The organism is Streptodolium elevatio (genome assembly GCF_040649515.1).
GTDB classification, from domain to species: Bacteria; Actinomycetota; Actinomycetes; order Streptomycetales; family Streptomycetaceae; genus Yinghuangia; species Yinghuangia elevatio.
In genome coordinates, this window is record NZ_JBEZFP010000142.1 from 1 (window position 1) to 22,946 (window position 22,946).

Below are 22,946 nucleotides of genomic sequence, written 5' to 3' on the forward strand. Positions count from 1 at the left end.
GGCGACAGCGCCAACCACTTCCACTACTACCGGCTGTCCGAGGACAACCGGATCCTGTGGGGCGGCTATGCCCTCGGGCCACGCCTCAGGCAGCCAGGTGCCGCGCCAGCAGGTTCCAGCTGGAGTCGAACCCCGCGTGCGCCATCTCGCCGCGGAACTGCTCCGGGACGTCGGTCTGGTGCAGGGTGAGCCGGGTCCGCCCGTTGCCCAGGTCGGTGAGCGTGATCTCCTGCTTCATCGCCTCGCCCGGCACATGGAACGCCAGCAGCTCGGGCTCGACCACGTCGAGGTACACGCCGGCGAACGGGATCTCCATGTCGCCCATGACCATGGTCAGTTCGCATCGCCCGCCCTTCCACGGCTCCAGGGTGACGCTCTCGCGCGGCACGGTGAGGCCCTCGGGCGCGAAGAACTTCACGATCTGGTCCGGATCGGTGTACGCCGCGAACACCGCCTCGCGCGGCGCGTCGAACTCGCGCACGAAGGTCACGTCGCCGTCGCCGTTGTCGGTCATCGTGGTGGCCATCGGGGTCTCGGACATTGCGGGCTCCTCGGTGTGATGCGGTCCGTCTTCTGACGGCCCGTGCCGCTGCCTGGTGTCGTTCGGTGTTGCGTGTGCCGCGGCGAGCGTCGCCGCGCTTTCGGAGGGGTAGACCGCCCTCCGCACCGAAACTCATCGCCGGGCGCGAAAACAATCCTGCGCGAGGTCACCCGCGGACCGCCGCCAGCCACTCGTCGCGCTCCGGCCCGTCCGGACCGGGCACCAGGCCGTCCCTGGCCTCCAGCCACATGTCGATGTGCCGCCGGACCTCCTCGTCCGCGTACGCCACGGCCGGGACCTCCGCCAAGTGCTGCACCTTGGCCCGGGCGCGCATGACGACCGGGTCCTCGTACGCACACGCCGACCGCGCCATGCGGGCCGCCTCGCGCCCCGACAACGCAGGAGGCGCGGACGTCCCGTCATGGCCCACGACCGCCGCCAGACCCCGGTCCGCCTCCACCTGCACGTCGAACCACGGGCGCAGCGCGCTACGGCACCACGCCGCGTACGCCATCGCGAACCCGGCCGGCTCCCGGTTCGCGTCACCGGAGTTCGCCGCCACCCACTGGGCCTCCCGCAGCGCCAGCGAACACCCTTGCCCCAGCGTGGGATTGGTGTGCACGACCGAGTCGCCGACGCCCACCAGACCGGTCACCACGGGCCCCTCGTCGTCGACGAGCGCGGTCCACCGGTTGTCGAGGCCGGCCATCGCCCGCACGCCGGTGAGCGGCTCGGGGTCGAGGTCCAGCCACGCCGCGGCGGCCGGGAACAGCCGGGCGGCCGCGTCGAACACCGCCGGGTCGCGCAGCGCGCCCCGGCTGCGGTCGGCGGTCGCGACCAGCAGCGCGACCGCGAAGACGCCGTTGTCGGAAGGGAAGACGGCCGCGCTCGCGAAGGACGCCATGGAGACGGGACGCACCCGCTTGGGCGCGTCCCCGCGCAGGCGGTACCAGCGGCAGACGTACGCGAGCCCGGTGCGGTGGCTCTCCACGACCGGGGCCCGGCACCCCGCCTCGGCCAGCAGCCGGGGCAGCGGCGACCTGCGGCCCGCGCAGTCGAGGACGAGGTCGACGCGGTGCCTGCCGTGGTCGGTGCGTACCGCCGTCACGTGCGGGACGGGTCCCGAAGTGTCGAGGTCGAGCCCGCGGACCGGGGCGCCGAGCCGGAGGTTGGCGCCGTGCTGCCGCGCCACGGCGCCGGCGAGCGCGGTCTCCAGGACGATGCGCCGGGCGCGTACGGTCACCAGTTCCTCGTCGCCGGGGCGGTAGGGCGGCGGGGTGTCGAACCAGTCGAACTCGTGGTACTCCTCGGCGCCGAGCTCGCGCATCGCCGCGTACACGTCCGGGGCGTCGGCGCGCAGGACGCGGCGCACCGGGGCGAGCAGCAGGTGCGGTTGCGCGGCCTGCGGGACGCTCGGCCGCACCCAGGTGAAGGTGTCCTCGTCGAGCCCGACCCCGGCCCGGCGTCCGTCGCGCTCGAAGACGGTGACGTCGTGCGCTCTCCGGGCCAGGAACAGCGCGACGGCAAGACCACCGATTCCGCCACCCACCACCGCAACGCGCACGGCACGCTCCTCATGTCGCACAGCCGGTGAGCCGACCCCTGACCCCGCCAGCCTGCCCACCCGGGCGGGGAGCAACAAGGGCAAAGTCCATCGCAGTTGGTGTCCACGCCAGGCAAATGCCCCTGTTGCCGGGCGGCGGCGGCCACAGGGGCACCCGGTCGGCCGGGACGGGCGGGCCCGGTCAGGCCACCGCAAGCAGGGCGATCGCGGGACCGAAAGCGCCGCCGAGCTGGTACGTCAGGTTGAGCAAACCGATCGCCGCCGGGCGCAGCGGGGCGGGTGCGACCTCCGAGGCGCGCACGCTCAGCGTCGACAGGCCGCCGGACGCGGCCAGCACCGCGAGTGCCGGGACGACGACCAGCACCGGCGCCCAGGGGGCGAATACCGCGGCGACCGGGCCCGCGACGCCCAGGAGGACGAGCACGGCGGTCACCCGGCCGCGCCCCAGGCGGCCCGAGACCGCGGCGAGCACCCACGAGGCCGCGCCGCCGATCAGCAGGGCGGCCATCTGCGCGACGCCGATCGTGCCCTTGGCCCAGGTGGTGGCGTCGTCCATCAGGCGCGGCACCGCGAAGAGCAGGCCGAAGTACGCCGTCGACAGCGCACCCGCCAGGCCGGCCGACGCCAGGAACACCGGGCTGCGCAGCAGCGCGACGGGAACGAATCCGACCCGGCGCGTCCGCACGTGCAGCGCCAGCAGGACCGCGGCGACCAGGGCCACCGCGAGCGCCGGCAGGGTGAAGTGGGGGAGCAGGACAAGCGCGGTCACCAGCGTCACCAGCGCGACCGCGCCGCGGGCGTCGAACGCCTGGTCGGCGCCGGGCTGCGCGGGGCGGTCGGGAGTACCGGCCGACGCGGCGCCGTGGCCTTCCGGCGTGCGCAGGTGGGCCGCGACGGCAGGCACCGCGAGCAGGCCCACGGCCGAGACGACGAGGGCGGCCCGCCAGGACAGCGCCGACGTGATCGCGGATCCGGCGAGCGGGCCGACCGCGCCCCACATGGCGAACCCGGCGGTGATGACGCCCATGCGCCGGACGTCGCCGGCGAGGTTCATGGCCACGGTGACCAGGGCGGCGCCGCCGAACGCCTGGGCTGCCCGGCCGACGAGCAGGAGCGGCAGCCACGGCGACAGCACGACCGCGAGCGTGCCGACGACGACGGAGACGGTCCCGGTGCGCAGTGCGGCGGTGGCGCCTCGGCGGCGCAGCAGGCCCGCGGCCAGCGGAGTGCCGATGGCCATGGCCCACGCGAACGTGGTGACCAGCCACGTCGCGGTCGCCGTGGAGGTGCCGAGGGCACCGGAGATCTCCGGGAGGATCAGCACGGGTGCGTTGGCGGTGGCCGCGACCGGGGTGGCGAGGAGTGCCAGCCAGAGCGCCGGAATGCGGCGCGGCGCCGCGGTCGCGGCGATCGTGCCGCCCGCGTCGACGGGGTGGCTGCTGCGCGGGAGGGCACGGAGTGCGGCCGTGGTCATCGCGGCACCTCTTTCGGTTCTGTCTCGTTCCGGGTTCCAGACAATTGATGTCCAGAATTAGTCGGCGGGTGGGCGGGCGTGGAGCGGTGCCGGCTTGCGGGGTGAGTCTCGTGATGCAGACGGGCGGGGTCAGACCCGGGCGTTCTCGAACCAGTTGCGGACCTGGTCCGGCCGGCCCGGCGCCCGCGCCTCGACCTGGTCGCGGATGTCGGCGATGGTCCGAGCGGCCAGCTCGCGGCGCCAGGCGAGGTCCGCGTGCCGCATGGCCTCGTCGATCAGGCACGGGGTGGGGTTGTCGGTCCGGGCGTCGGCGTTCGGGCCCTGCCGGCGGATCTCGGTGCAGCGGAAGGCCTCGTCGGGGCCCTCGATCGCGGTGACCACATCCATCAGCGTGATCCGCTCGGCCGGTCGGGCGAGACGGAACCCGCCGCGCGGGCCGGGCGTCGACGTCAGGATGTCGGCCCGGGCCAGCGCCTGAAGCTGCTTGTTGAGGTACGCCGTGGGCAGCTCGTAGAACGCGGCCAGCTTCGCCGCGGTCACCGCCCGCTCGGGGGCGACCCAGGAAAGGTTGACGCAGGAGTGCATCGCCCACTCGACGCCTTCGTTCATCCGCATAACCTGGACACTACATGTCCAGGTTATGCGAGGCAACCGCAAACGCGGTCGGCCACGCATTCGCCGACACGACCGCGGTCACGGCTACCGGCGTGTCCGCGGCCGCGTGGTCTGCCGCGCCGCGGTCTGCCGCCGAGCCGACTGCGCGGCGCCTCACCCGGGCCCGTGGCCGACCACCCGGTCCGTCAGGAGCGCCAGCGCGCGCCGCAGTTCGCGCTCCGCACCGGGCAGGAGCATCGCGCGGCCGGGGACGCGGACGCCGCCGGTCAGGGCGACACGCGTCCCGAAGCCGTCCCCGTCGCCTGCGCGGATTCCGACCTCGCCGGTCCCTTCCGCCGGCCTTTCGGTCTCGCGGTGCCCGATTGGTTCGGCGGCCATGCCCACCACCAGAAAGCGGCTCTGGAGCCAGCACCAGCCAGGGCGCAGCACACCGTGCAGGCGCGCCCGCGGGCCGTACCTGCTCCGGGCGAGCGCGGTGACCCGGTCCCCGTCGACACTCTCGACGCGCACCTTGCGCATGTCCGGCTGGAACGCGCCGAAGCCGCCCTCCAGATCGCCCATCACCAGCCACACGTCGCGGAACGACGCGGGGAGCACGCCTTCGACGACCCGCGCCCCGCGCACCCCGGCGGCCATGACGCGCATGCGTCCGACCGAGCCGAGCGGCGGCATCCCGTCGGCCATGCCTTCGAGCATGTCCGTCATGACGACCACATCCTTCGGAATCCGGCACGGGCACGGTGCAGCCGGGACTTCACCGTGCCCTCGGGTACGCCCAGCAACGCGGCGGCCTCCTTCTCGTCGAGCCCCTCCACGTCGCGCAGCACCAGGACCGCGCGGTGCTCGGGGGACAGCCGGGAGACGACGTCGCCGATGTCGGCGGCGAGTTGCGGGTCGCCCGGGGCGGGCAGGTCGATCGGCTCGACGGGCAGGTCGCGCGCGTCACGGCGGGCCACGCGGACGGCCTCGCGTACCGCGACCGCACGGACCCACGCGTACAAGGCCTCGGGCTCGTCGAGTGACCGCAGCGCGCGGAACACCGCCACCAGCGTTTCCTGGACCGCGTCCTGACGACTGCTCAGGGCGATGGGCGCGCAGATGGACGAGACGTAGGGGATCAGCTGGTCGAGCAGGTCGTTCATCGCCAGCGTGTCGCCCTGCCGCGCGGCCCGGGCGAGCGCGATCCCGCGCGCCCGGCGGTCCGCCGCGGTGTCAGGCGGCCGCCCGGACGGCAGTCTCGGCGGCTGCGCCGCCTGCTGCCTCGGTGGCTGTTCGGTCACAGTGCCGATCATCCCCCGAGAGTTTCGCCGATCCGGGCACGGCGGCGCCGCGCCACCGCGGCTTCCCGTGCCGTCACCTCGCGTGCGGGAGCTTCCCCGGTGGTCGTCTCCGGCGACGGTTCGACCGGAGTCGCCGCCAGGCGCATCGCCGCGTAGCCGAAGCCCACGCACGCCGGGGTGTACAGCACCAGATTCAGCCAGTAGAACGGCGCGTCCACGTCGACCCCCACTCCCGTGATCCATACCGCCCCGGCCGACGCCCGCAGCGCGAGTCCGCCGGCAACCGCCGCCGTGCCGAGGCGGGCCGCCTGCCGCACCCGGCGTCCGCCGACGCGGTGCGAGTGCACGTACACCGATGCGGCCGCCGTGCCCAGCAACGCACAGAGCGGGAGCAACACCTTTGGGGTGAAAGGAACATCGGCATTGAGAACGGCGTAGGACAGGCCCCGCGCGGAATCGGCGGGCCATGTGAGGCCCGTCGCCCAGACGGCGTGCACGAGCGCGTCGCCCGCGAGCAGCGCCGCAACGGCACTGCCGAAGCGACGTGCCCTGGAGGCGCGCAACGGCACCAGTGGGTTGCTCATCGAGGGATCCCCTTCCGAACCTGACGGCGTGTCGGTGGGAGGAGGAGCCCGGACGCCGATTCGTTCCGTGCGAATTCGCGCAGATCGTGGTGATCGCCGTCACGTTCCGCAGGGGAGGCGCGAAATGGACTGCCGGACATGGACCATCCCGCTCTGGCCATCGAGCCGTGCGGCATCGCCGACCCGGCGCCGGGACACGTCAGCCCGAAGCGATTGGCCTGTACGAGAAGCACGGCTACGTGCAGATCCCCGTCTACGGCATCGGCGCGTCGAACCCTTGTGCGTCTGCTTCGCCAAGGACATCACCGGAGACCTCGGCAAGGACGTCTCCGAGGACCTCATCAAGGACACCGCCGCGGACGTTGCCCAGGGCAGCTCGCAGGACCCCGCCCGTAGCCGCGAATTGGCGGGCGCCGTCGCGCCGATCGCCTCAGGCCACGGCCAACGGCCGCCCGGCCTCGACCCGGCCGGCCTGCGCCGCGAGCGCGTCCAGCACGATGGCCAAGTGCGGGGCGGTTTCGGAGCCGTTGCGGACGTACGCCGCGATGTGCCGCTGCGGGGCCTGGCCGGTCAGCACCCGCAGGACCACATTGCCCGTGTGCTGCGGTGTCATGGTCGACATCTTCGCGCTCACCAGCCGGGGCACGAGCGAGATCCCCAAACCCGCCTCGACCAGGCCGAAGATGGTGGTCCATTCGTCCGCGCGGTGCCGGACACGCGGCGCGAACCCGGCCGCGGCACACGCCGTCGCGGTCAACTGGCTGCACGCGCCGACGGATCCCGTCACCCATGTGTCCTCGACGAGGTCCGTGAGAGAGATCTCGCGGGCGTTCGCAAGAGGGTGGTCCGCGGGCATCATCACATCGAGCGGGTCGGACATCAGCGGCATCCGCGCGAACCGGGCGTCGTCGCCCGCCGGGCCGTCCGGCGCCGCGATGACGATTGCGATGTCCATCTCACCGGCCACGAGACCCGTGTAGCCCTCGGGCAGCTCGGACTCGCGGAGCACCAGCGACAGACCCGGCCGGCGCTCGCGCAGATCCCGCAGCGCGGGCAGGACGAGGCCGGTGATGGCCGAGCCGAACGCGGTGATGCGTACTTCGGCCGTGCCGCCTTCCTGATAGGCCGCCAGATCGGCTTGTACGCGCTCCAGTTGCGCGAAAAGGTGATCGGCGTGCCGGAGCAGGACACGGGCGGCGCCGGTCAACCGTACGCGGCGGCCGGCCGGTTCCAGCAGGCGTACGCCCGTCTCACGCGACAGCGCGGTCAACTGCTGCGACACCGCCGACGGCGTCAGGTGCAGCGCTTCGGCGACCGCCGAGACCGTCCCGCGCCGGTCGAGTTCGCGCAGCACGCGCACCTTGCGGAGGTCGAGGTCGGAGGGAGACGTCATACCGGCCACGCTAGGGCACCGCGATTGTTCAGTCCAGGCTTAACGCTCTGCTGCGGATTTTGTCGATGGACGTAAACAGTCGTGCGGCGGCAGCCTGGATACCGAGCGGCAGGCGCGCACCGCGCCGCCGGCGGACGAAGGGAACCGGGCCATGGGCGGCACGCTGCGGTGGGGGAGTCTGGCGCGTGTCGCGCTGCTGGCGGCGATCTGGGGCTCCAGCTTCCTGTGGATCAAGCTGGCACTCCGCGGCTTCTCGCCGGTGGAAGTCGCGCTCGTGCGCGTCGGCCTGGGGGCCGCGGTGCTGCTGGCGCTCAGCCGCGTGCGCGGCATCGGCCTCCCGAGAGGGCTCGGCACCTGGGGCCACCTGACGGTCGCGGCCTTCTTCAACAACGCGCTGCCGTACGCGCTGTTCGCCTTCGGCGAGGAGACGGTCGACAGCAGCGTCGCGGGCGTCATCAACGCCACGACGCCGCTGTGGACCCTGCTGCTCGCGGTCGTGGTCGGCAGCGGAAAGCGCCTGTCGCCGGCGCAGGTCGCGGGGCTGTTCCTGGGCTTCGCGGGCGTCCTGCTGATCCTGGCCCCCTGGCAGGCCAAGGGCGCGTTCGGGCCGGGCGCGGCGATGATCATGATCGCGGCGTTCTCCTATGCGATCAGCTACCTGTACCTCGACCGCTTCCTCGCTGCCCGCGGCCTCGACCCGGTGGTCCTGTGCGGTGCGCAGCTCGCCGCCGCCACCGCGATGCTCGCCGCCGTGCTGCCGTTCACCGGAGACCTGGCGGTCGACGTCCGCTTCGACGCCTTCGCCGCGATCGCGGTGCTCGGCATCCTCGGCACCGGCGTCGCGATCTTCCTCAACTACCGGCTGCTGCTCGACGACGGCCCGGCCGTCGCCTCGTCCGTCATCTACCTGCTTCCGCCGGTCTCGGTGCTGCTCGGCGCCCTCGCGCTCGGCGAACCGTTCGGGATCCGGATGGCGCTCGGCATTGCGATCGTCCTCGGCGGCATCGCCCTGAGCCGTCGGAAGGCCGCCGATGCCGACGAGACGTCCGACCTCTCCGGCCCCTCCGATGCCTTCGATGCCTCCGACTTCTCCGGAGTCTCCACGGCCCCTGAAGACGCCGAGACCTCGGATGCCGCGCACGAGCCCGTCGGCTCCGCCTCGCCCACCCCGCTCGCCACGACCCGCGCCTGACGGACGCGCGCCCCCGAACACGGATGCCCCGGCCCCCAACCCCTGCCGGGGCATCCGTCATGCCCGCGCCCGGTGTCCCGCGCGGAATGATCGCGGACCCGGCCCTGTTGCCCTGACCAATCGCCCGCGCGCTTGTCAGGAGACGCCCATGAGCCGCCTTGCCGTCCGGTACGTCGGAGGTCCCACCGCCGTCGTGGAGATCGGCGGGCTGCGCCTGCTGACCGACCCCACCTTCGACCCGCCCGGCGAACACCCCGTCGGCGCCCGCGCGTTGGTCAAGACCGCCGGGCCCGCGGTGCAGGCCGCGGAGGTCGGCGCTGTGGACGCCGTACTGCTGTCGCACGACCAGCACCCCGACAACCTCGACGACTCGGGACGGCAGTTCCTGGCGGCGGCCCCGCTCGTGCTCAGCACGGCGTCGGCGCACGGCCGCCTGGGCGACGCCGTACGCGTCCTGCCGAACTGGGAGACCGTCGAACTCGCCCGCCCTGACGGCGGATTGCTGCGCATCACCGGGGTCCCCGCGCAGCACGGCCCCGACGGCACCGAGCATCTGGTCGGCGAGGTGACCGGGTTCGTCCTCGACGGGGACGGCCTCCCGACGGTGTACGTGAGCGGCGACAACGCCTCGCTCGACGTCGTCCGCACGATCGCCGGCCGGATCGGTCCGGTCGACATCGCCCTGTTGTTCGCGGGAGCCGCACGTACGCCGGTCGCCGACGGCCCGCTCACCCTCACCAGCGCGCACGCCGCCGAGGCGACCCGGATCCTGGACGCGTCCCACGTGGTCCCGCTGCACTTCGAGCACTGGGGGCACTTCACCGAGGGGGCGGACACGCTCGCCGCCGCGTTCGAGACCGCCGGCCTGGCCGACCGCCTCCACCTGCCCAAGCCGGGGGACCGTATCGAGCTGTAGCCGGGCCTCGCCCGCAACTCCGCGCCGGGGGTGACCGCCGGGGCCCGCTCTCGGAGGGCGGCACGCCCCGGGGGATCGGCGGCTGTCGGATGCGGCGCATAGGCTGCCGGGGTGGCACGGTCCGAGGTGCCGCATCGGGGGTCGCACGACGGAAAGGCACGCGGTGTTCGCTCTGCACGCGCTCTGGCGCGCGGACCGGACGCTCGCGATCTGGGGCGAGGACGGCCGCGCCCGGGCGGATTCCGCAGGTCACAGCGGGGCAGCGCACCCGTACGCGTGTTCCGCCGACCTGCTCGCCGAACTGCTCGGCGGCGTCGGCCCCGGCCTGGAATGGCTGGCCGGGCAGGCCCGGCACCGCTGGGCCGGGCTGCTCCTGCCCACCTTCGCCGACGCGCAGCCGCAGCCGTCCCCCGAGATCCCGGCCGAGCCGGTGCGCGGCCCGCGCCCGGACCTCGCGCTGCGACCGTGGCGGGTTCCCGCGCTCGTCTTCGACGCCGACGAGGCCGCGCAACTCCTGGGCGCGCTGTTCGACCCCCGGCACGCCGCGCTACGCACCGAGACCGCCGACGAGGGGGCGGTCGACGTCCCGTACGGCACGTCGCTGCGCTGGCTGACCGCCGTGCACGATGTGGCATGGCGGCTCGCCGGACGCGGCCGCGTGCTGCCGGACCTCGTGGTCGAGGACGACACGGCCCTCGCCCGGTGGCGGCCCGCGCCGACCGAGGACGACTGGACGCTGATCCGCGCCCTCGCCGACGCCTGCCCGCCCGTGTGCCGTGCCGAGGTCCGCGGCACGCCCGGTGCCGGCGCCCGCGACGCCAACGCCCCCGATGCCGACGTCCCCGGCGCCGCGAGCCCGGCCGGGGCCGCGGTCGGCGCCATGGAACTCGTGGCCGACCTGCTCGACGTGCTCGTCGACCGCGAAGTACGCGCGGCCCTCGACGGGCTGCCCTCGCTGCTGCCGCCCGGCCGTCCGCCGCGCGACCCCGAGACGGCGGCCGAGCGGTGGCTCGCCGCGCTGACCGGCCCGAGCGGACGGATCGGGCCGCTCGCGCCGCTGGGACGCTCGACGCGGGCGGTGGCCCCCGAGCCGGCCGGTGCGGTCTCCACCGAGGACGTGGTGCGGCTGCGCGACGCACTCGCCCGGTGGCAGAGCAGCGAGGCGTCGCCCGGCCGGCCGCTGCGTACCTGCTTCCGCCTCGTCGAACCGCTCGGACCGGACCCCGCCGATCTGTTCGGCGGCACCACCGACGACAACTGGCGCGTCGACATCCTGCTCCAGGCCCCCGACGAACCGTCGCTCCTGGTGGAGGCGTCGCGCGTGTGGACGGCCGGCCCGGTGCTCAACGTGTTCGAGCGCAAGCAGTACCAGCCGCAGGACGCGCTCCTCGCCGACCTCGAACGAGCCGCCCGGGCCTGGCCGGTGCTCGACTCGACGCTGCGTGAGGTCTGTCCGGGGACGGTACGCCTGGACCGCGACGGCGCCCTCGCCTTCCTGCGCGCCGCCGCCCCCGCCCTCGCCGCAGCCGGTTTCGGTGTTCTGCTGCCGAGCTGGTGGCGGAACCCGCCGAAGGTGGGCCTGACGCTGTCGGCGCGCACGCGTACGCCCGGCCTGGTCGCCGGCGGCAGCCTGCTGGACCAGGACGCCGTCGTCGCCTTCGAATGGCGAGCGGCGCTGGGCGACGCCGTGCTCACCGACGCAGAGCTTCGCGAACTGGCCTCGGCCACGCGCCCGTTGGTGCGATTCCGCGGCCAGTGGACGGAAGCCGACCTGGCGGACATCACCGCCGCCGCCGCGTTCATCGCACGGCAGGGCACCGGCGTCATGGCGGCAGGCGAGGTGGTACGCACCGCGATCGACCCCGGCGCAACCGTCGCGGGCCTGCCGGTCTTCGGCGTCGACGCGGACGCGTGGCTCGGCGAACTCCTCGCGGGCGCCGAGGCGGTGCGCGAACGCCCGGTGGTCCTGCCGGACACCTTCGCCACGACGCTGCGCCCGTACCAGCAACGCGGCCTGGACTGGCTGGCGTTCCTGGCACGCCTGGGCGTGGGTGCGGTGCTCGCGGACGACATGGGCCTCGGCAAGACCGTGCAGACGCTCGCGCTGCTCGCCACCGAACAGCGCGAGGACGAGGAGGCGGGCGCCGCGGGCACGCCGGGCCCCACACTGGTCGTCTGCCCGATGTCCCTGGTGGGCAACTGGGCCCGCGAGGCCGAGCGCTTCACGCCCACACTGCGCGTCCACATCCACCACGGCGCCGACCGCCGCACGGACGAGCAGTTCCAGAAGGCCGCACGTGACGCGGACATCGTCATCACGACCTACGAAACCGCCCTCCGCGACACCGAGATGCTGCGCGCCGTTTCGTGGCGGCGCGTGGTGGCCGACGAGGCGCAGAACATCAAGAACATCGCCACGCGCCAATCGCGTTCGATCCGCGCGCTGCCGGCCCGGCACCGCATCGCGCTCACCGGGACGCCCGTCGAGAACCGCCTCGCCGAACTGCACTCCGTCCTCGACTTCGCCAACCCCGGACTGTTCGGCAGCGCCGAGCAGTTCAAGGCGACGTACGCAATCGCCATCGAACGCAACGGCAGCGAGGCCGCGTTGGCGGCGCTGCGCCGCGTCACGGCGCCCTTCGTGCTGCGCCGCCACAAGACCGACCCGGCGATCGCCGCCGACCTGCCGGCCAAGCAGGAGATGACGGTGCTGTGCTCGCTTACCCCCGAACAGGCGGGCCTGTACCGGGCGGTCGTCGCCGACATGGACCACCGGGTCGCGCACACCGCGGGCATCGAGCGGCAGGGCCTGATCCTGGCGACCATCGCCAAGCTCAAGCAGATCTGCAACCACCCCGCGCAGTTCCTCAAGGAGACCGGCACGCCCGTCGCCGGGCGTTCGGGCAAGGTGGAACGCCTCGCCGCGATTCTGGAGGAGGCGGCGGCCGAGGGCGACAAGACGCTCTGCTTCACGCAGTACGCCCGGTTCGGCGGGCTGCTCCGCGAGCACCTGACCGACCGCCTCGGCACCCAAGTGCTGTTCCTGCACGGCGGGATCACCGGGCGGCGGCGCGACGAGCTGGTCGAGCGCTTCCAGGACCCGGACGGGCCTTCGGTCTTCGTGCTGTCGCTCAAGGCGGGCGGCACCGGTCTGAACCTGACCGCGGCGAACCAGGTGGTGCACGTGGACCGGTGGTGGAATCCGGCGGTCGAGGACCAGGCGACCGACCGGGCGTACCGTATCGGGCAGCGACAGCACGTGCAGGTACGCAAGTTCGTCTGCGTCGGCACGGTGGAGGAGCGCATCGACGGGCTGATCGCGGCCAAGCGCGGCCTCGCCGCGTCGGTCGTCGGGGGACGGAGCGAGGCCGGAGGGGCGCCGGGGGAGCACTGGCTGACCGACCTGTCGGCCGAGGCCCTGCGCGAACTGGTCGCACTGTCGGAGGAGGCGGAGGCATGAGGGGCACGACACCGGAGGACGCGGGCCGGGACGACACGGGCCACCGGGAAGCCGCCGACCCCCGCGTTGCCGACGTCGGCGTCGACGCCCCGCGCGTCGTCGCTCCCCTGCCCGCCGACCCCCGGCCCGGCGACCTCGGCGCCGCCGACTTCTGGGGCGGCGCCGTGCCCATGGCCGCGGACGCGCCGTTGGTGCCCGACCCGGCAGTCGCCCGGCTCGGTGTGCCGGACCTGGCAATCCGGGGACGGAATCCGGCCGATCTCGTGCGTCCCGCGTACGACGCGCTGACCTCTCGGTGAGTCGGGCGCGCCGACACGGCAGGATCGTTGTCGGCCCGCGCACCTTGCGGGCCGGAAAGAGTAAGGAGTTCTTCCATGTCCGCCGAGTCCGTCCGTATCCGGCCGGCCCACCCCGACGACCTTGAAGCGGTCGCGGCGATCTACGCCCACTACGTCCACAACAGCGTCGCGACGTTCGACGAGGTGCCGCCGACGGCCGAGGACTGGCGGGCCAAGGCGTACGACCTGCACGCCCGCGGCCTGCCCTTCCTCGTCGCGGAGGAGGATTGGGAGGTGGTCGGCTTCGCCTACGCGGGCCCGTGGCGGCCCAAGCCCGCGTACCGCCACACCGCCGAGGACACCGTCTACATCTCGCCCGACCACACCGCCAAGGGGGTCGGGCGTGCCCTGCTGTCGACGCTGCTGCCGCTCTGTGCGGACGCCGGGGTCCGCCGCGTCCTGGCGGTGATCGCCGACGGCGGCGACGACAACACGTCGTCGCGGCTGCACAAGTCGTTCGGCTTCACCGAGGCGGGGCGCCTCACCGAGGTGGGCTTCAAGCACAACCGCTGGATCGACACCGTGCTCTACGAGCTGGAGCTGAAGCCCCGTCAGGCACCGCCTGCCGAGTAGGAGTTGCCGCGTCAGCCCTGGGTCCGGATGCGGAACACCGGGTAGCCCGGGGCGATGCGCACCAGCTCCTCGTCGGTCGCCGTGGCGTCCACGCCCTCGAAGAAGACGCCGACCTCCCACTTCCAGCGCTTGAGGTAGGCGCGCAGGATCTCCGGCTTCTCGTGGTCGGCCAGTTCGACGTACGTGAAGGCCTCGACGCGCTTTCCGAGGCGCAGTTCGCCGCCGTCCGTCGCGCGCAGGTTGCGCACCCACTGCGTGTGGCCGCGGGGGGCGACCAGGTAGAGGTCGTCGCCGTGGGTGAGCGGGTTGACCGGCGTCGTACGCCACTGGCCCGACTTGCGTCCGCGCACCGCCAGGATGCGGCTGCCCGCGAGGCTGATGCCGTGCCGGGTGAGCCAGCCGACCATGCGGTTGACCGCGGTGGCGGCCCCGCCCGCGGAGACCACGCGGGGCCCGCCGGCCTTGCCCGCCTCGGTGCCCTGGGTCTGCGCGGCGGTCTTCCCGGTGTTCTTCTCGACCGCCTGTGCGGCGTCCTGCACGGTGGTCTGCCCGACGGTCTGCGCGGCGGTCGTGGCGATTCCGGTCATGATGGCGTCTCCCTTTTGTGAGCCCTGCTCGTTGTCGAGAGCACTGCTCTCGCTTGCCTGGGAAGAGCATGCCCCACCGACCGCCGCCAATGCAAGAGCAGTGCTCTCTTTTTTGTGCGCCGATCCGACACGTGGAACACTTCCGGCATGAACGCGAGCCGAACCGCCCGTGACCGCGCCCGGGCCGAGCTGACCCGCGAGATCACCGAGGAGGCCCGCCGCCAGGTGGCCTCCGAAGGCGCCCAGCGCCTCTCCCTGCGCGCGGTCGCGCGCGAACTCGGCATGGTCTCGTCGGCGCTGTACCGCTACTTCCCGAGCCGGGACGACCTGCTCACGCAGCTGATCATCGACGCGTACGACGGGCTCGGCGAGGCCGTCGAGCACGGCGACGACGGCATCCCCGCCGCCGATCCGCGCGGCCGCTGGACCGCCAAGTGCGCCGCCGCCCGCACCTGGGCCATCGCCCACCGGCACGAGTACGCGCTCATCTACGGCACGCCCGTCCCCGGCTATCAGGCCCCGGAAGCGACCGTCGGACACGCGAGCCGCGTCCCGGTGGCCCTGCTCGGCGTCGTCAAGGACGCCCTCGACGCCGGCCTGCTCGCCGAGCCGCCCGCCCGGCGGCACGCGCTCGACCCGGAGCTCGCCGCACAAGGCGAACTGGCCGCCTCCCTCGTCGCGATCGACCTGCCGCCCGCCGCCGCGGTTCGGGCGGTGATCGCGTGGTCGCAGCTCTCCGGCATGATCGGCTTCGAGCTCTTCGGGACGTTCGCGGGAAGCTTCGATCCGGCCGACGCGTTCTTCTCCGAGGCCGTCGCCCGGATGGCCGACCTGGTCGGACTGCCGGACGGCGGGTGAGCCCGCGTACCACCCGGCCGACGAGACCCACGGGAGCGCACCGCATGACCCTCAGCCCGATACCGCAGGAAGCCGGTCCGGCCGGCCCGGCCGCTCCGCGGGAGGCGGACGGCGGCTCCGGCGCGGCGGTGTTCGACGTACGCCACCTGCCGATCACCGACCCGGCCGCGGCCCCCATGCTCCGGGCGCTCGGCGAGCAGTACGACAGCCTCTACGGCGCGCTCGCCGCCGACGAGATGACGCGGTTCCCCGTGCACGAGTTCGACCCGCCGGACGGGGCGTTCGTGCTGCTCTTCGAGCGCGGCGAGGCGGTCGCGGGCGGGGCGTTCCGCCGCTATGACGCGACCACGGCGGAGTTCAAGCGCATCTGGACGCACGCGGACCACCGGCGCCGCGGGCTCGCGCGCAAGGTCCTGGAGGAGCTGGAGCGCACCGCCGCCGAACGCGGCTACACCCGCGTCTACCTGACCACCGGGCCGCGGCAGCCGGAGGCGAAGGGGCTTTACCTCGCCACCGGCTACACGGCCCTGTTCGACACCGACGCGCCCCCGTTCGCGCCGTGGCCGTTCGAGAAAGCCCTCAGCCGAGCTGCGGCATGACCTCGGAGGCGATCAGCTCCAGGTGGTCCAGGTCCGACAGGTCCAGCACCTGGAGGTAGATCCGGGTCGAGCCGAGGGCCGCGTACCGGCCGATCTTCTCGACCACCTCGGCCGGGCTGCCCGCGAGGCCGTTCTCGCGCAGCTCGGCCGGCTCCCGGCCGATCGCCGCCGCCCGCCGCGCCACCTCGGCGTCGTCACGGCCGACGCACGCCACGAGCGCGTTGGAGAACACCATGCTGTCGGCGGGGCGTTCCTGCGCGGCCATGGCCTCGCGCACCCACCCGAAGATCCGCTCGCTGTCCGCGGTGCTCGCGAACGGGACGTTGAACTCGTCGGCGTAGCGGGCCGCGAGGGCCGGCGTGCGCTTGCGCCCGTGGCCGCCGATGAGGACGGGCGGACGCGGGCTCTGCACGGGCTTGGGCAGCGCAGGGGAGTCCTTGAGGGTGTAGTGCGTGCCCGCGAAGTCGTACGTTTTGCCGACCGGGGTCTCCCACAGCCCGGTCACGATCGCGAGCTGCTCCTCCAGACGGTCGAACTTCTCCTTCGGGAACGGGATGCCGTACGCGGTGTGCTCCTCCTCGAACCACCCGGCCCCCAGGCCGAGTTCCACGCGCCCGCCGGACATCGCGTCCACCTGGGCCACCTGGATCGCCAGCACGCCGGGCAGTCGGAACGTGGCCGCGGTCATCAGCGTGCCCAGGCGGATGCGCTTCGTCTCGCGCGCGAGGCCGGCCAGCGTGATCCACGCGTCCGTCGGGCCCGGCGACGGGTCGCCGTCACCCATCCGGAGGTAGTGGTCGGACCGGAAGAACGCGTCGTAGCCCAACTCCTCGGCCGCCCGCGCGACCGAGAGCAGCGTGTCGTAGCTCGCACCTTGCTGGGGTTCGGTGAACACTCGAAGATCCATAGGGCCATTCTCACCCCGGGGCCTGCGCCGACCCACTCGCCCCACCGGGCGCATGATCGGTCAGGAATCGAGAAGCGCCCGCTGTCGGGCCGCTCATAGCGTCGGCGGCATGGACACCGAGCACACCGATTCGAGGCCGGCCATGAACCAGGACCAGAACACCGGCAAGCGCAAGCCCGGCACGCCGGGGGCGTTCTCGCGCTGGATGCAGCACAAGGCGAACGCCCGCATGGCCAAGAAGATCCGCCGCGGCAAGGGCACGTTCATGGGCATGGACGTCCTGCTCCTGCACACGACCGGCCGCCACAGCGGGGAACGCCGCGAGACGCCGGTGGCGTGGTTCCCGGACGGCGACGACGCATGGCTGGTGGTCGCCTCGGGCGGCGGCAGCCGACACCCGGACTGGCACGCCAACCTGCTGGCCCACCCCGACCAGGCCTCGGTCGAGATGCCCGGACGGTCCGCCGCTCCCGTGACCCCGCGGCGCCTCACCGGCGACGAGCGCGAGCAGGCCTGGCAGCGCATCGCCACCGCGCAGCCCCGCATCGCGAAGTACCAGGCCAAGTCGGAGCGCGTCTACCCGGTGGTGCGCCTCACCCCCAGGTGAGGCGCGGCCGCTCAGCCGCCGTCCCGCTCGGCGGCGGCGGCGATGTCGGCGAGATCCTGCTTCATCGCCTTCGCCACCGCCTTGTGCCCGAGGCGGTTGAACACCTTGGCGAAGAACCCTGCCGGACCGCCCGCCGACGTGCCGCTGAACGCCATCCGCAGGATCGCGGTGTCGTCGAGGTCCGGGGCCACCGAGAACTCCGAGACGTAGTGCATGCCGTACGAATTCGCCTCGGCGACGTACCGGTGCGGCGGCTCGCACGCCGTCACCGTCATCTCCTCGGTCGCCTGCTTGCCGAACATCGTGCGCGTCTCGCGCCACCGCGTGCCCACCCCGAACGGACCCGGCGTCAGCACCTCGGCCTTCGTCACGCCGCTCAACGTGTCTGCCGCGCCCGCCGGATCCGTCAGGATCCGCCACACCCGGTCCGGCGACGCCTTGACGCGCCGCTCGACCACTACCTGAGGCTCAGTCATACCCCTCATCGCAGCAGAATCCGGGGCATTCCGCGCGATGACTCGGCGGCGCGCCGCGGCAGGTGCGAGGTCCGATTTCCGCCGGACCGCGGCAGCCGCGTCGCGCACAGTGGGAGGTGACACAACCGCCCGCACCCAAGGACGCACTATGGCCATCCAGGCAACCGCCACCCCGCTCGCCCGGTCGGTCGCCGAGACGGACTGGAACGCGCTCACGGAAGAGCTCGACGCGTACGGAGGCGCGCTCACCGCACCGCTGCTGGACCCCGAGACGTGCCGGACCGTCGCGGACCTGTACGACCACCCCGAGGTGTTCCGCAGCACCGTGGACATGGCCCGGCACCGCTTCGGCTCCGGCCAGTACCGTTACTTCTCGTACGAACTCCCGGGCCTTGTCGCCGAATTGCGTGCGGCATTGTATCCGCGCCTGCTGCCCGTCGCCCGTACCTGGGCCGCGCGCCTCGGCCGTCCCGCCCCCTGGCCCGACACGCTGGAGGAGTGGCTCGCCATGTGCCACGCGGCAGGCCAGGTACGCCCCACCCCGCTGCTCCTGCGCTACGGCCCCGGCGACTGGAACGCCCTGCACCGCGACCTGTACGGCGACCTCGTCTTTCCCCTCCAGGTCGTGATCGGCCTCGACGTCGCACACGAGGACTACACCGGCGGCGAGTTCCTGCTCGTCGAGCAGCGCCCCCGTGCCCAGTCGCGCGGCATGGCGACCACGCTGCCGCGGGGCCGCGGCTTTGTCTTCACCACCCGCGACCGCCCGGTCCGCTCCGCGCGCGGCTGGTCCGCCGCCCCGATGCGGCACGGCGTGAGCACCGTCCGCACCGGACGCCGCCACGCGCTCGGCATCGTCTTCCACGACGCCGAGTGACCGGTGCCGAGTGATCGGTCGGCGGCCCGCCCGCGAGGGCCCTTGCGGGTCCTCCGCGTACGCAGCCGTGCCCGCCGGGTGTCCGAAACGGCGGCCGGGTGGTCGGTTCCTGGCGGTTGCGTTCGTCTGCGGAGTCGGATTGTGCCCTGGTCCGACCGATGTGGGTGTTCGGCCCTGCCGGGTTCGTCCCCGATGCCATTCTGGGCCCTCCGAGGGAACCAACCTCGTTGTCTTTCAGGGATGTTCGCACCGTAGCGGGCGCCGGTTCCCCGGTGGCGTGACCGGGGGCGGGGCCGCACGGTCCGCAACCCCGCCACCTCAGTCGGCGCTGCCGTGCGCGGGCGGACGCCGAGTGGGGAGGGGCCCATGTCCTCGAGTTCAGCCTTACGTACCACCCGAACGACCCGAACGACCCGAACGAGCCGAACGACCCGTGAGACGCGTGCCGCAGGGCGCCGACGGTTCACCGCGCTGGTGGCCTCCGGCGCCCTCGCCGTCTCCGGCCTGGTCGCGCTCACGGCCCAGGAAGCGCGGGCGCTCGCGCCGTCCGCGCCGGTGGCGTACGTCGCCAACCTCAGCTCGGACACCGTGTCCGTGGTGGACACCGCCACCAACGCGGTCACCGCCACGATCCCCGTCGGCTCGGCGCCCAGCGGGGTCGCGGTGTCCCCGGACGACAGCCGCGTCTACGTCCCCAACAGCGGCTCCGACACGGTCTCGGTGATCGACTCCGACACCGACACCGTCACCGCGACCGTCCCGGTCGGGGCCGTCCCGGTCAACGCCGCGGTCTCTCCCGACGGCGGCACCGTCTACGTCACGGCGCTCGGCGCGGACGCGGTGTCGGTCCTCGACACGGCGACGAACACCGTCACCGCGAACATCCCGGTCGGCGACGGGCCGTTCGGCATCGCCCTGTCCCCGAGCGGCCTGCGCGCGTACGTCACCGCCAACAGCGCCGGCACGGTGTCCGTCATCGACACCGCGACCGGCACCGTCGCCGCCACGGTCCCGGTCGGCGCGCGTCCGAGCAGCATTGCCGTCACCCCGGACGGCTCCCGCGCCTACGTCACCAACCAGGACTCGCACAACGTCTCGGTAATCGACATCCCCACGAACACCGTGACCGCCACGATCGCCGTCGGCGTCGGCCCGTTCGGCCTCGCGATCTCCCCGGACGGCTCGCGGGCGTACGTGACGAGCAGCGTCGACAACACGGTGGCGGTGATCGACACCGCGACCCACGTCGTCACCGCCTTCGTCCCGGTCGGGGCCGGCCCGTTCGGCGTCGCGGTGTCCCCGGACGGCAGCCGCGCGTACGTCACCAACGCCCACGCCAACACGGTCTCGGTGCTCGACACGGCGGCCAACGGCGTCACCGCGACCGTCGACGTCGGCCAACTGCCGTACGCCGTCGCCGTGTCGTCGGCGGGCACCCCACCTACCGCGGACCTGGCCGCGGCCGTCACCGACTCGGCCGACCCCGTGACCCAGGGCGCTCCGCTGACGTACACCGCCACGTTCGCGAATCAGGGGCCGGACGCCGCCACCGGCACGACCGCGACCCTCACCCTGTCCGGCGCCGCCCGGACGATCACCTCCGCCACGCCTTCCCAAGGCTCGTGCACCCTCGCGCCACCGACCGTGACCTGCGCGCTCGGCACGGTCGCGGACGGCACCGCGGCCACCGTCACCGTCGCCGTGACGCCGACCGCGACCGGCACGCTCACCGCCGCGGTCTCCGCCACGGCGACCGAGGCCGACCCGGAACCCGCGGACAACACCGCGAGCCAGGCCACCTCGGTCGACGCCCCGCCGAGCGCGGACATCGACGTGGACGTCACCACCCAGACGCAACTGGGCCTCCTGGTGCCCTACCTGACGTACACCCTGACCGTGCGCAACACCGGTCCCGCTCCGGCCGGTTCGACGACGGTCACGGCCACGCTGCCGCCGGGGGCCGGCGCCACCAACCTGTCCGCCGGATGCACCGCCGCACCCGGCACCGTGACCTGCACGTACGGGACGATCGCCGGCGGATCCAGCGCGAACAAGACATTCCGCGTCCCGCTGCGCCTGCTCTCGCTAGGGCAGGTCCAGGTCAGTGCCGCCCGCACCGCCTCCACACCGGCCGACCCGAACCCCGCCAACGACACCGCGGCGGCGAGCTGCACCGTGGTGTCGATCCTGCTGGCCACCTGCCCCTGACCAGGTGAGCCGCAGTCCGGCGGGCGGCCCCGAAGCCGCCCGCCGGACCGGGACGGAGACGGGCGGGCGCCCGCGAACCGTGCCGCAAGGCGCGGCGTCCCGCAAAATCCTTCGCGGTCCGGAAACGTGCTCACGTACACTCGGCCGCATGTCCACGCCCCGGCTGTCCTAGCTCCGACACACGCTTCCACGCCACCCGTGTGTCCATGAGCTATCCCGGAGCGTCATCCCATGATCACCGTCCGCGGCGCGGACGTGCGCGTCGGCGCGCGCCTGCTGCTTTCCGACATCTCCTTCACCATCGCCCCCGGCGACCGCATCGGCCTGGTCGGCCGCAACGGCGCGGGCAAGACCACCCTGCTCACCACGCTCGCGGGTGAGGCGGCCCCGGCCGCCGGCACCGTCACGCGCGGGGGCTCCGTCGGCTATCTGCCCCAGGACCCCCGGGCCGCCGACCCGCGGATGGCCGTGGTGGACCGCATCCTGTCCGCCCGCGGCCTCGACGACGCGGTACGCCGCCTGCGCGCGACCGAGTCCGCGATGGCGGCGGCCACGACCGCCGACGCGCTCGAACGTGCGATGGACGCCTACTCCCGGGCCCAGGCCGAGTTCGAGGCCCGCGGCGGCTACGCGGCCGAGGCCGAGGCCGCCCGCGTCGCCGCCGGTGTCGGGCTGCCCGACGACGCCCTGGCACGGCCCGTCGGCACGCTGTCCGGCGGCCAGCGCCGCCGGGTCGAACTCGCGCGCATCCTGTTCGCCGACCACGACACGCTGCTGCTCGACGAGCCGACGAACCACCTGGACGCCGACTCGGTGGCTTGGCTGCGCGGCTTCCTCGCGTCGTACCGCGGCGGCCTGGTGCTCATCAGCCACGACACCGGGCTGATCGCCGACACCGTCAACCGCGTGTTCCACGTCGACCCGCAGCGTACGACCGTCGACGTGCACAACGTGGGATGGGAGGCGTACCTCGCGCAGCGTGACGCCGACGACCGGCGCCGGGCGCGCGAGCGGGCCAACGCCGAGCGCAAGGCGTCGTCGCTGCACGCGCAGGCCGACAAGATGCGCGCCCGCGCGTCCACCGCCGTCGCCGCCCGCAACATGGCCCGGCGTGCCGACCGCATGCTCGCCGACCTGGAGCCGACCCGGCGCGCCGACAAGGTCGCGCGCATCCGGCTGCCCGAACCCGCGCCGTGCGGACGGATGCCGCTGGGGGCGGTGTCGCTGGCCAAGGCGTACAGCGGACGCGCGGTCCTGTCCGGCGTCGACCTCGCGGTGGACCGGGGCGCGCGGATCGTCGTCCTCGGCCTGAACGGCGCGGGGAAGACCACGCTGCTGCGGATCCTCGCGGGTGCGGTCGCGCCGGACTCGGGCCGAGTGGTGCCCGGAGTGGGGCTGCGGCTGGGCTATTTCGCGCAGGAGCACGACACCCTCGACCCGGCGCGCACGGTACGCGAGAACCTGGCCGCCGCGGCGCCGCACCTCACCGACGACGAAGCGCGGCGCGTGCTCGGCGCGTTCCTCTTCCGCGGCGACGACGCGGACAAGCCGGCCGGGGTGCTGTCCGGCGGCGAGAAGACGCGGCTGGCGCTGGCCGGCCTCGTGCACTCCGGGGCGAACGTGCTGCTGCTCGACGAGCCGACCAACAACCTCGACGCGTTGTCGCGGGACGAAGTACTGGGCGCGGTCGGCGCGTACCCGGGTGCGATCGTCATGGTCACGCACGACGAAACGGCGATCGAAGCCCTGCGTCCCGACCGTGTCCTGGTCCTGCCGGACGGGACTGAGGACCTCTGGAACCCGGAGTACGCAGACCTGGTGGCGTTGGCCTGAGAGGCTGGGCCGCCCCGGTGTCCCAGGCGCAGGTTTCGCGGACCGGCCGACCGGCCGGTCCGCG

At 73.5% G+C, this 22,946-nt stretch carries 22 protein-coding genes; 11 read left to right on the top strand and 11 right to left on the bottom strand.

Features of this window, described 5'->3' with window-relative positions:
- Positions 1-85: 85 nt before the first annotated feature.
- From AB0C36_RS35755 to AB0C36_RS35790, 8 genes are all read right to left on the bottom strand, one after another.
- Complete coding sequence (locus AB0C36_RS35755) at positions 86-541, bottom strand: SRPBCC family protein (RefSeq protein ID WP_358362570.1); 456 nt, start codon at positions 539-541, stop codon at positions 86-88.
- A 166-nt stretch (positions 542-707) separates the two neighbouring features.
- Entirely contained in the window at positions 708-2,105 is a 1,398-nt protein-coding gene (locus AB0C36_RS35760) for an FAD-dependent oxidoreductase (RefSeq protein WP_358362572.1), read from the bottom strand.
- Positions 2,106-2,286: 181 nt separating this feature from the next.
- Positions 2,287-3,579, bottom strand: a complete 1,293-nt coding sequence (locus AB0C36_RS35765; RefSeq protein WP_358362574.1) for an MFS transporter — start codon at positions 3,577-3,579, stop codon at positions 2,287-2,289.
- Between the two features lie 129 nt (positions 3,580-3,708).
- Entirely contained in the window at positions 3,709-4,188 is a 480-nt protein-coding gene (locus AB0C36_RS35770) for an RrF2 family transcriptional regulator (RefSeq protein ID WP_358362603.1), read from the bottom strand.
- A 159-nt stretch (positions 4,189-4,347) separates the two neighbouring features.
- Complete coding sequence (locus AB0C36_RS35775; RefSeq protein WP_358362576.1) at positions 4,348-4,899, bottom strand: hypothetical protein; 552 nt, start codon at positions 4,897-4,899, stop codon at positions 4,348-4,350.
- On the bottom strand, positions 4,896-5,486 hold the full coding sequence (locus AB0C36_RS35780) for an RNA polymerase sigma factor (RefSeq protein ID WP_358362577.1): 591 nt from the start codon (positions 5,484-5,486) through the stop codon (positions 4,896-4,898). The genes AB0C36_RS35775 and AB0C36_RS35780 overlap by 4 nt, the downstream gene beginning before the upstream one ends.
- Complete coding sequence (locus AB0C36_RS35785) at positions 5,483-6,058, bottom strand: DUF3995 domain-containing protein (protein WP_358362579.1); 576 nt, start codon at positions 6,056-6,058, stop codon at positions 5,483-5,485. Before AB0C36_RS35785 ends, AB0C36_RS35780 begins: the two co-directional genes overlap by 4 nt.
- 430 nt (positions 6,059-6,488) lie before the next feature.
- Positions 6,489-7,451 carry a LysR family transcriptional regulator gene (locus tag AB0C36_RS35790; RefSeq protein ID WP_358362581.1) on the bottom strand — a complete coding sequence of 321 codons (963 nt, stop codon included), beginning with the start codon at positions 7,449-7,451 and terminating at the stop codon, positions 6,489-6,491.
- A gap of 151 nt (positions 7,452-7,602) precedes the next feature.
- Between AB0C36_RS35790 and AB0C36_RS35795 the strand changes: the two genes are divergently transcribed.
- The 5 genes from AB0C36_RS35795 (at position 7,603) to AB0C36_RS35815 (ending at position 13,930) form a co-directional block, all read left to right on the top strand.
- Positions 7,603-8,643 (top strand): DMT family transporter, encoded by a 1,041-nt coding sequence (locus AB0C36_RS35795; RefSeq protein ID WP_358362583.1) that lies wholly within the window; start codon positions 7,603-7,605, stop codon positions 8,641-8,643.
- Positions 8,644-8,791: 148 nt separating this feature from the next.
- The gene (locus AB0C36_RS35800; RefSeq protein ID WP_358362585.1) at positions 8,792-9,559 is read left to right on the top strand and encodes an MBL fold metallo-hydrolase; all 768 of its coding nucleotides are present in this window, start codon (positions 8,792-8,794) and stop codon (positions 9,557-9,559) included.
- A gap of 163 nt (positions 9,560-9,722) precedes the next feature.
- The gene (locus AB0C36_RS35805) at positions 9,723-13,019 is read left to right on the top strand and encodes an SNF2-related protein (RefSeq protein WP_358362586.1); all 3,297 of its coding nucleotides are present in this window, start codon (positions 9,723-9,725) and stop codon (positions 13,017-13,019) included.
- The gene (locus AB0C36_RS35810; RefSeq protein WP_358362587.1) at positions 13,016-13,318 is read left to right on the top strand and encodes a hypothetical protein; all 303 of its coding nucleotides are present in this window, start codon (positions 13,016-13,018) and stop codon (positions 13,316-13,318) included. Before AB0C36_RS35805 ends, AB0C36_RS35810 begins: the two co-directional genes overlap by 4 nt.
- Positions 13,319-13,393: 75 nt before the next feature.
- A complete protein-coding gene (locus AB0C36_RS35815; RefSeq protein WP_358362589.1) occupies positions 13,394-13,930 on the top strand; it encodes a GNAT family N-acetyltransferase in 537 nt (178 codons plus the stop codon).
- 11 nt (positions 13,931-13,941) lie between these two features.
- Here AB0C36_RS35815 and AB0C36_RS35820 read toward each other — a convergent pair whose 3' ends face one another.
- A complete protein-coding gene (locus AB0C36_RS35820; protein ID WP_358362604.1) occupies positions 13,942-14,337 on the bottom strand; it encodes a nitroreductase family deazaflavin-dependent oxidoreductase in 396 nt (131 codons plus the stop codon).
- Positions 14,338-14,664: 327 nt separating this feature from the next.
- On the opposite strand from AB0C36_RS35820, the gene AB0C36_RS35825 reads away from it, so the two are divergent.
- Both AB0C36_RS35825 and AB0C36_RS35830 read left to right on the top strand, forming a co-directional pair.
- Positions 14,665-15,375 carry a TetR/AcrR family transcriptional regulator gene (locus AB0C36_RS35825; RefSeq protein ID WP_358362590.1) on the top strand — a complete coding sequence of 237 codons (711 nt, stop codon included), beginning with the start codon at positions 14,665-14,667 and terminating at the stop codon, positions 15,373-15,375.
- A gap of 176 nt (positions 15,376-15,551) precedes the next feature.
- A complete protein-coding gene (locus tag AB0C36_RS35830; protein WP_494410265.1) occupies positions 15,552-15,974 on the top strand; it encodes a GNAT family N-acetyltransferase in 423 nt (140 codons plus the stop codon).
- Here AB0C36_RS35830 and AB0C36_RS35835 read toward each other — a convergent pair.
- Positions 15,955-16,881, bottom strand: a complete 927-nt coding sequence (locus AB0C36_RS35835) for an LLM class F420-dependent oxidoreductase (RefSeq protein ID WP_358362592.1) — start codon at positions 16,879-16,881, stop codon at positions 15,955-15,957. The two genes, AB0C36_RS35830 and AB0C36_RS35835, sit on opposite strands and share 20 nt — an antisense overlap.
- A gap of 109 nt (positions 16,882-16,990) precedes the next feature.
- Between AB0C36_RS35835 and AB0C36_RS35840 the strand changes: the two genes are divergently transcribed.
- Positions 16,991-17,488, top strand: coding sequence for a nitroreductase family deazaflavin-dependent oxidoreductase (locus AB0C36_RS35840; protein ID WP_358362594.1), 498 nt, complete (start codon positions 16,991-16,993; stop codon positions 17,486-17,488).
- Between the two features lie 11 nt (positions 17,489-17,499).
- On the opposite strand, the gene AB0C36_RS35845 is transcribed toward AB0C36_RS35840, so the two are convergent.
- Positions 17,500-17,964 carry an SRPBCC family protein gene (locus tag AB0C36_RS35845; RefSeq protein ID WP_358362595.1) on the bottom strand — a complete coding sequence of 155 codons (465 nt, stop codon included), beginning with the start codon at positions 17,962-17,964 and terminating at the stop codon, positions 17,500-17,502.
- Positions 17,965-18,112: 148 nt separating this feature from the next.
- Here AB0C36_RS35845 and AB0C36_RS35850 point away from each other — a divergent pair, with 148 nt between their 5' ends.
- From AB0C36_RS35850 to AB0C36_RS35860, 3 genes are all read left to right on the top strand, one after another.
- Positions 18,113-18,841, top strand: a complete 729-nt coding sequence (locus AB0C36_RS35850; protein ID WP_358362597.1) for a 2OG-Fe(II) oxygenase — start codon at positions 18,113-18,115, stop codon at positions 18,839-18,841.
- A 474-nt stretch (positions 18,842-19,315) separates the two neighbouring features.
- Positions 19,316-21,049 (top strand): YVTN family beta-propeller repeat protein, encoded by a 1,734-nt coding sequence (locus AB0C36_RS35855; RefSeq protein ID WP_358362599.1) that lies wholly within the window; start codon positions 19,316-19,318, stop codon positions 21,047-21,049.
- A gap of 231 nt (positions 21,050-21,280) precedes the next feature.
- A complete protein-coding gene (locus tag AB0C36_RS35860; protein ID WP_358362600.1) occupies positions 21,281-22,882 on the top strand; it encodes an ABC-F family ATP-binding cassette domain-containing protein in 1,602 nt (533 codons plus the stop codon).
- Positions 22,883-22,946: the final 64 nt, after the last annotated feature.